Below are 7,368 nucleotides of genomic sequence, written 5' to 3'. Positions count from 1 at the left end.
GGTATTCGAGCTGGACCTCAGCGAATTGGACGAGGAGGCCCGCGAGCGGCTGCTGGTCACCGTGCAGCGCGCCATCGACAAGGTTTGCACCGTGGGCCGGACGCTGAAGGCCGGGACCAAGGTCACGCTGACATTCGATATCGACGCCATCGACGCGTGATGCCGGAATCGGTTCGGCTCAGCGCGTGGGTGCACGGCTTCGTGCAGGGCGTCGGCTTCCGCTGGTGGACGCGCTCGCGGGCGCTGGCGCTCGGATTGGCCGGAAGCGCCACCAATGCCCGCGACGGTCGGGTGCATGTGGTGGCCGAAGGTCCGCGACCCGCGTGCGAAATGTTGCTGGATCTTCTGCGTTCTGGAGATACTCCTGGTCGGGTCGACCTTGTTGTGGAAAGCTGGGAGCCCGCGCGGGGAGATTTGTCCGGATTCGAGGAGCGGTAGTGGTTTCGACGACCGAGCGATGTGATCGTTGAGTACGGGAGGTCCGGGGGCGGGAGACGACGCGGGTCGGACTGAGCCCGATCCGGAGTCGGGGCCGTCTACGCCCGCGTCTGGTGGGCAAGCAGGCTCTGAAGCCACACCGCCGCAACCGCTTTCGCCTGGCAGTGGATCCGGTTCGGCAGATGCCGGGTCTGGTTCGGCCAGCGGTGGATCTGGTCCGTCGGATGCTGGTCATGGTGCGCCGGGTACCGGGCCGGTTCCGCCTGGCACTGGGCCGCGGCGGTTCGGTACCCCGCCGCAAAGGGGCAGTATCCAGCGCCAAGAGGCCGGTGTCACTCAGCCGCGTCCGCCCACGGTGGCCGAGGCGCGGGCGCGTGACAAGGCGCGTAAGCGCGCCGAGGAGGCGCAGCGGGCCGCCACGGCCGCCGCCGAGCAAAAGAAGCGCACTCGCAAGCGTGTACTTATCGGCGGTGTCGCCATTGTCGGTGTCGCGGGTCTGGTCGGTGGCGGTTATCTCGCATATCGGGCGCTCACCAAACCCGATCAGGTGACCGCGTATTGCACCGTGATCGATCAGAACGGTCAGGAGGTCGTCGCGCCCGACGACGACTGCGAGGTCGCCTCGACCGCCGTCGGATCCGGGTCGACCGGCGCGTACACCGGTACCAACGGGATCTTCATCTACAACGGGCACCAGTACCGCTATTACTACGGCGGCAACAACACCGTCGGCAAACCGCCCAGCGGCGGAACCACGGTGCAGCCCAAGGGCGCTCAGATCTCGACCAAGAGCGGCAGCACCGTTACCCGCGGCGGTCTCGGTACCAGCAGCAAGAGCAGCGGGGGTTCGTAATGCGACGCGTGCGCGCCACACCGCGGCCCGGCTGGCAGCAGATCATCGAGGGCCAGGGCCTGGTCTACGGCTCGCCCGGCCGTGATGCGAGCGGTCTGCCCCGGCCGTACTGGGATGAATCGGTGCATTACGAGTTCGAGATGTCGGAGATCCTCGCGCTGGAGGCCGATGTCGAACTGCTGCATTCGATGTGCCTGAATGCCGTCGAGCATGTGGTGCTCACCGAGCGGTACAAGGATTTCGGTCTGCCCGAATGGAGTTGGGGGCCGATCGCGGAATCCTGGAAGCGCAATGATCCGTACGTCTATGGGCGCTTCGATCTGCGCTACGACGCGCGCCGTCCGGCGAAACTGCTGGAGTACAACGCCGATACGCCGACCTCACTGCTGGAGGCGGCAATTGTGCAGTGGCACTGGCTCACCGCGCTCTATCCCGACGGCGATCAATGGAATTCCCTGCACGAGAAGCTGGTCGAGCGCTGGACCGAGCTGCGCGACATCCTGCCCTCGGCGCAATTGCATTTCACCTGGTCCGGCGCGGATGCCACCGGCGAGGACAATGTCACCACCGCGTATATGCAGGAGACCGCCGCCGAGGCCGGGTTCGACACCATCGCGCTACCGATCGAGGACGTCGGATTCGACAGCGAGCTGGAGCGTTTCGTCGATCTGGCCGAGGGTTCGATCGACGCGATCTTCAAGCTCTATCCGTGGGAGTGGGTGCTCGACGACGATTTCGGTAAGCGCGTGGTCGCGAGCCTGCCGCAGACCATGTGGGTCGAGCCGCTGTGGAAGACCCTGCTGAGCAATAAGGCGATCCTCGCGATCCTGTGGGAGATGTATCCCGGGCACCCGAATCTATTGCCCGCCTACCTCGATCAGCCCAATGAACTCACCGAATACATTCGCAAGCCGAAGCTCGGGCGCGAGGGCGCGAATATGACCATCGTCGGCGCGGGCCTGGAGACGGCCACCGGCGGGGTCTACGGCGAAGAGGGTTTCGTCTACCAATTGCTCGATCCGCTACCGGAATTCGACGATATGCGCCCGGTCCTCGGTGCCTGGATCGTCGGCGACAACGCGGCCGGACTCGGGATTCGCGAAACCGCCGGATTGATCACCGACGACGGCTCGGCCTTCGTCCCGCACCGCATTACGCAGTAACTACGCGACCTCACCTCGGAAGGATCACGATGACCGCAGTTGCCCTCGAATCGGGTTACTGGAACTCGCTCGGCACCGGCGTTGGAGCCATCGTTCTCTACGCCATCGTCGGCTTGGCCCTCATGCTCGTCGGCTTCTACGCCATCGATCTGACCACACCCGGCAAGCTGCGCGCGCTGGTCGCCGCGGGTAAGCCCAATGCCATCATCGTCACGGCCGCGGGCATGGTCAGCATGGCCTTGATCGTGGTGTTGGCGACCTACGCCTCGGCGGGCAAACTGTCCGAGGGCCTCATCGCGGCGAGCGTATACGGGTTGGTCGGCATCATCGCGCAGGTGATTTCGGTGCGGGTCATCGAGCGCGCACTCGGCATCGATATCGGCGCGGCGCTGGCATCCGATGTCTACACCACCGAGGTTCTCGTGGTTGCCGCGGCGCATTTCGCGCTCGGTCTGGTTGTCGCCTTCGCCATTCTGTAGTTCTTCGGGTGCAATCCCGGTGCGGCGGATCACACTGAAATCCCATATTCCGGCACTGGCGAAAGGTTCTGGCACCCATGGGAACACTGGAAAACAAGGTCGCGATCGTCTCCGGCTCCGGGCGGGAAATCGCGCTGAAGCTGGCGGGGGAGGACGCGAAGGTGGTGGTCAACGACCTCGATGCGGAACGGCCAAGGACACCGTCGCGGCCATCGAAGCCGCGGGCGGACAGGCGGTTTCGTGTATCGGCAGCGTCACCGACGACGATTTCGCCGAACGTTTCGTGCAGACGGCCGTTGAGGCGTTCGGCGGACTGGACATCATCATCAACAATGCGGGATACACCTGGGATTCGGTGGTCCAGAAGATGACCGATGAACAATGGGACGCCATTCTCGACGTCCATCTCGAGGCGCCGTTCCGGATTCTGCGTGCCGCGCAGCCGGTGGTCAGCGGATTGGTGAAGCAGGCCAAGTCCGCCGGTGAGCCGGTGCCGTGCCGCAAGGTCGTGAACATTTCCTCGATGGCAGGCACCGGCGGCAATGCCGGACAGGCCAATTACTCCTCGGCCAAGGCGGGCATCATCGGCCTCACCAAGGCGATCGCCAAGGAGTGGGGCCGCTACAACGTGACCGTCAACAGCGTCGCCTTCGGCATGATCAAGACCCGGCTCACCGAAGCCCCGGCCGGTGGCTCGACCATCGATGTGCAGGGCAAGCAGATCAAGGTCGGCGTGAATCCTGATCTGCTCGCGGCCATGGAGCACATGATCCCGCTCGGTCGCGCCGGTACACCGGCCGAAGCGGCGGGGGCGGTATATCTGCTGTGCCTGCCGGAATCGGACTACGTCAGCGCAGACGCTGATCTGTGGCGGCGGATTCAACATTTGAACTATCGGATATCGGATGTGTGCGCCCGCAATCGGCTGAGCACGTTCCGGTTCCGGTCGGGATCGAGGGCGATTGCGGCGGCCCATGCATGAGCCGAGACGACGCCCTCGTCGAAGCGGTCGATCCACGCGCGGATCGAGTCGGTGCCGTCGAGGGTGTTGCTCTCCCATGTCGTAGGTCCCAGCTCCGGCATGTGTATACAGGGCGCGGATGTGTATTCGCGTCCGCCGTGCGTCGAAAATTGTTGCCGCGCAGATTTCGTCGGCGGTCGGGCGTTCGCGCAATCGACCCGCTGTGGCGTCGGCGAGTAGGTCTTCTGGAAGGCATTCGTTGCCGCTCAGCGATTCGCCGACAGCCCAATACGACAATCCGAATCCCCACAGTCGTCCCGGAATTCGGGATATCAGTTCTCCGGCCGCATCGAGAATCGGTGAACCGCCGGTTTCGGTATCGAGGTCGACCGGGAGATATCCGATGTCGTGGGTGGATACATTGTCGACAGCCGCGAAACCCCAGAGATGAACGGACTTGGCTGCTTTCGGGTTGTGCGCCATTTCCGCACAGCGCTTCGCCATCATGGCCGGAAGGATCACGTCGAGCGTCGACCGGCGCGGATACCGGATCGCTGTGCCAGAGTGTGGTCCAACTCCTTTGTAACGCTGTCGCTTTCGTCGTCTGGGCATCTGCCCTCCGCTGGATTTCGGGTACCTGGTCAGAACCCCATTCGGATACGGTCGGCGGGTTCGATTGCGCCCGAGTAGATCAGCAATGCCCACGCCTGCAATTTGCGCGGACAGCTCGATCGGGCGCACTCGGCATGGTTCTGCAGCACCGCATGAGCTTGAGTATCGGTCATGCCGGGCAGGAAACTGTGGTCGAATGGTGGTAGGCCGAACATCGCAGGGCCGCCTTCGTTTTCGGGCCGGTAGGTCGGTGGTTTTGCGTCGGGCACATGGCCAGTAAATCAGCGAATGCCGTAGATTCGGAGTCCTCCTGGGGGATTCGACGCGAGACGAAATCACTCCAAATGGGCTGATCGTTCCATTCAATCTGACATGACAGTGAGCTCAGCTAACGAAAGGGTGGGTGGCCTTGGCGACCGAATCGAACAACACGACCTTGCCGCGCCGGGTGCTCGGGCGACGGTTGCGCGAGCTGCGGGAGGGGCAGCGGTTGAGCCGGTTGGCCATGAGCACGGATCTGTCCGAGGCCAAGTGGTTCAAGTCGACGCGCAGTGCGGCGGGTAAGGATTGCGTCGAGATTGCCCATCTCGCGGGCGGTCTGGTTGGGGTGCGTGACTCCAAGAACTCGACCGGCGCCGTGTTTTTCCCTCCGTAGGAGTGGGACGTGTTCACCGCCGGAGTGCGAGACGGTGAGTTCAACGGCTGTAACGACGAATTCAGTTGTGAATATCGGCCTGGCCGATGCTGTTTGGTTCACGAGCCGTCGCAGTACCAGCGATGGGGGATGCGTTGAGGTTGTGCACCTCGAGGGGCGGCATGGTCGGGGTGCGTGACTCCAGGAACTCGACCGGTCCCGCGTTGTTTCACTCCGGCTGAGTGGATACGGTCCCTGCCCGGGTGTGGGGAGGCAGCGAGTTCGGCAGGCCGTACGCAAATGGGCCCGGAGGTCAGTTGTCGTAGGAGGCAACTCCTACGGGCCCAACCCCCAGGCAGAGGTCGAGTCCTGGTGTGCGAGGACTGATTCGGAGCATGGACCCGCTGCCGACCACGCGAACGTAGACGGTACTCAACCCCTTGCGAACCGGCGCGCCCACGGGCTCGCCGTGTTCGAACGAGACGGTAATTCGTCCGTCTTCGCTGGCCAGATAGTTGAGCTGCACAGTCCATTCGTGTTCGAGCATCGGCCCGTCGAGCGGAATATCACTCGGCTGCGGCCCCCGTATCCGATACCCACAGCCCTGCTCGGGCCCAGGCAGAATACTGCGATTCCACCAAACCGCCGCCTCGACGATCTCCCCACTATCGGTAATCATCCGCAGCCGCGAAGTCGAATCAGCGAAGGTCGTCGGCTTCGTAACCGGCGCGAGCACTCGACTGACCAAATTCTGCGGATAAGCCGTCGGATTCAACACATCCCACGGCACCTCCTGCTCCAGCAAAGGCACTCCATCACTCCCCGCCAGCGCCCCCTTCACATTCGTCACATACGTCCTCGTCGGATTAACCCGCCAGGACTCGACAAACGACGCAGTAGACCAAAGACTGCTGACCAGAAAGACCACCCCGAACACAGCCGCGGCCCGCGATCCAGGCATGAACCCCTGGCCGCGCCCACCCAATACCGTTCTGCCCCTGCCTATTCCGAGAACCCATCTGGCCAACCGGCGGCTCGACCCCGCAAGCAACACAGAAGCCCGCCCCCGTGACATCCCTGCCTCGCTCCGCAAATCGCAAGCCGATGCAGGAGCTTCACCGCACATCGCGGTTGCGGTGCCTCCCGGATCGGGACCCACTACGGCGGTGCGGTCATGTGCCACAGCTGCATCCCCCCACGAGTCTGGAGGAGGCGCGGGTGCACGCCCATCCAGCCCGGTCGCGTCTTCTCGCGGATCTGCCCGATACGCGGGTGCGCGGTCCTGCGGCGTAGTTGCGTCGCCGCGCGAATCGGGGTGCGATGCCGCAGCGTGGTCATGCGGGTTGGTCGCGTCGTGTTGCGAATCGGCAAGCACCGCGGCAGCGTGGCCACGTGACGTGCTCGCCACGCCGCGCGAATCGGGAGCCGCGCTGTGCGGCACAGCCGCTTGCTCTCCAGGATCGGGAGGATGCGCCTGCGTGTGGTTTTGCGGGGTGGTCGCATCGCATTGCGAGTCGGGACGCACCGCAGCGGCGCGGTCGTGGGGACCCGCGAACAGCGCACGAATGCGCCCTCGCACAGCTGGGGTGCGGCGACGCGAATCCGCGAGCGGCACAGGAATTCGGCCGGGGAGTGGCACGCGCATGAGATCGCGGAGACCGGGAAACAATTCAGCGGTGCGGCTGCGCTCATCTGAAGGCAACCCAGCAGTGTGGTCACGCGGTTGGGCACGCAGTATCAGCGCACCCGCTGCGGTCAACACCACTGCGATATCGGCGAAATAGCGTAGGGACTGCATCAGTTCGGCAGCGGTGTTCGGTCCGCTGCGGGCCAATGCGACCGGCAGCTGCGCGACGAGCACGTATGCCGCCGCTGTCACCCACACCGGCCCCACACGAAGCCGGGCATGCAGCGACAGCAGCACCAGTGCGCCCAATGCGACCCAAGCCGCCACGACCGCCCAGCTCGGCGGATCCGCCCACGGCGTCGACGGCAACCAGCGTTCCCAACTCCACGGTCCGCCGAACAGCGTCGGCACAATCCCCAATGACGTTGCGCCGGGTAATAAGTCACGCAATTCCGAGGGACTGGTGTGCACCGCCGAAACATCCACCACCGTCAGATATCCGGCCAGCCAACAGGCGATCACCACACCGGATCCGCCCCACAGCGCTGCTCCACGCCGTGCCACGACCCGTAGCGCGGATTCACGCTGTGCCACGACCCGT

General features: G+C 64.4%; 7 protein-coding genes and 3 pseudogenes. 7 read left to right on the top strand and 3 right to left on the bottom strand.

Going from position 1 to position 7,368, the window contains the following annotated elements; translation table 11 throughout:
• The 6 genes and pseudogenes from NP3_RS50455 to NP3_RS18575 all read left to right on the top strand — a co-directional run.
• A pseudogene (locus NP3_RS50455) lies at positions 1–160 on the top strand (OsmC family protein); the annotation flags it as partial.
• The gene (locus NP3_RS18595; RefSeq protein ID WP_063042866.1) at positions 160–438 is read left to right on the top strand and encodes an acylphosphatase; all 279 of its coding nucleotides are present in this window, start codon (positions 160–162) and stop codon (positions 436–438) included. The pseudogene NP3_RS50455 and the gene NP3_RS18595, both read left to right, overlap by 1 nt.
• Positions 439–793: 355 nt before the next feature.
• The gene (locus NP3_RS18590) at positions 794–1,291 is read left to right on the top strand and encodes a hypothetical protein (protein WP_245721000.1); all 498 of its coding nucleotides are present in this window, start codon (positions 794–796) and stop codon (positions 1,289–1,291) included.
• Positions 1,291–2,454 carry a glutathionylspermidine synthase family protein gene (locus NP3_RS18585; protein ID WP_063042864.1) on the top strand — a complete coding sequence of 388 codons (1,164 nt, stop codon included), beginning with the start codon at positions 1,291–1,293 and terminating at the stop codon, positions 2,452–2,454. Before NP3_RS18590 ends, NP3_RS18585 begins: the two co-directional genes overlap by 1 nt.
• A gap of 29 nt (positions 2,455–2,483) precedes the next feature.
• Positions 2,484–2,933, top strand: coding sequence for a DUF350 domain-containing protein (locus NP3_RS18580; RefSeq protein ID WP_063042863.1), 450 nt, complete (start codon positions 2,484–2,486; stop codon positions 2,931–2,933).
• 77 nt (positions 2,934–3,010) lie between these two features.
• Positions 3,011–3,823: pseudogene (locus tag NP3_RS18575) on the top strand (SDR family NAD(P)-dependent oxidoreductase).
• A 1-nt stretch (position 3,824) separates the two neighbouring features.
• Here the strand turns inward: NP3_RS18575 and NP3_RS48015 are convergent.
• Complete coding sequence (locus NP3_RS48015) at positions 3,825–4,016, bottom strand: hypothetical protein (protein ID WP_157124383.1); 192 nt, start codon at positions 4,014–4,016, stop codon at positions 3,825–3,827.
• 519 nt (positions 4,017–4,535) lie between these two features.
• Positions 4,536–4,679 carry a hypothetical protein gene (locus NP3_RS18570; RefSeq protein WP_245720999.1) on the bottom strand — a complete coding sequence of 48 codons (144 nt, stop codon included), beginning with the start codon at positions 4,677–4,679 and terminating at the stop codon, positions 4,536–4,538.
• Between the two features lie 236 nt (positions 4,680–4,915).
• On the opposite strand from NP3_RS18570, the gene NP3_RS51515 reads away from it, so the two are divergent.
• On the top strand, positions 4,916–5,161 hold the full coding sequence (locus tag NP3_RS51515) for a DUF397 domain-containing protein (RefSeq protein WP_373864766.1): 246 nt from the start codon (positions 4,916–4,918) through the stop codon (positions 5,159–5,161).
• 292 nt (positions 5,162–5,453) lie between these two features.
• Here the strand turns inward: NP3_RS51515 and NP3_RS49655 are convergent.
• Positions 5,454–7,368 (bottom strand): annotated as a pseudogene (locus NP3_RS49655) (hypothetical protein); the annotation flags it as partial.

The organism is Nocardia pseudovaccinii NBRC 100343, assembly GCF_001613225.1.
Classification (GTDB): domain Bacteria; phylum Actinomycetota; class Actinomycetes; order Mycobacteriales; family Mycobacteriaceae; genus Nocardia; species Nocardia pseudovaccinii.
Note: the sequence above shows the minus strand (reverse complement) of the source record. Positions and strands in the feature narration are given on the sequence as shown.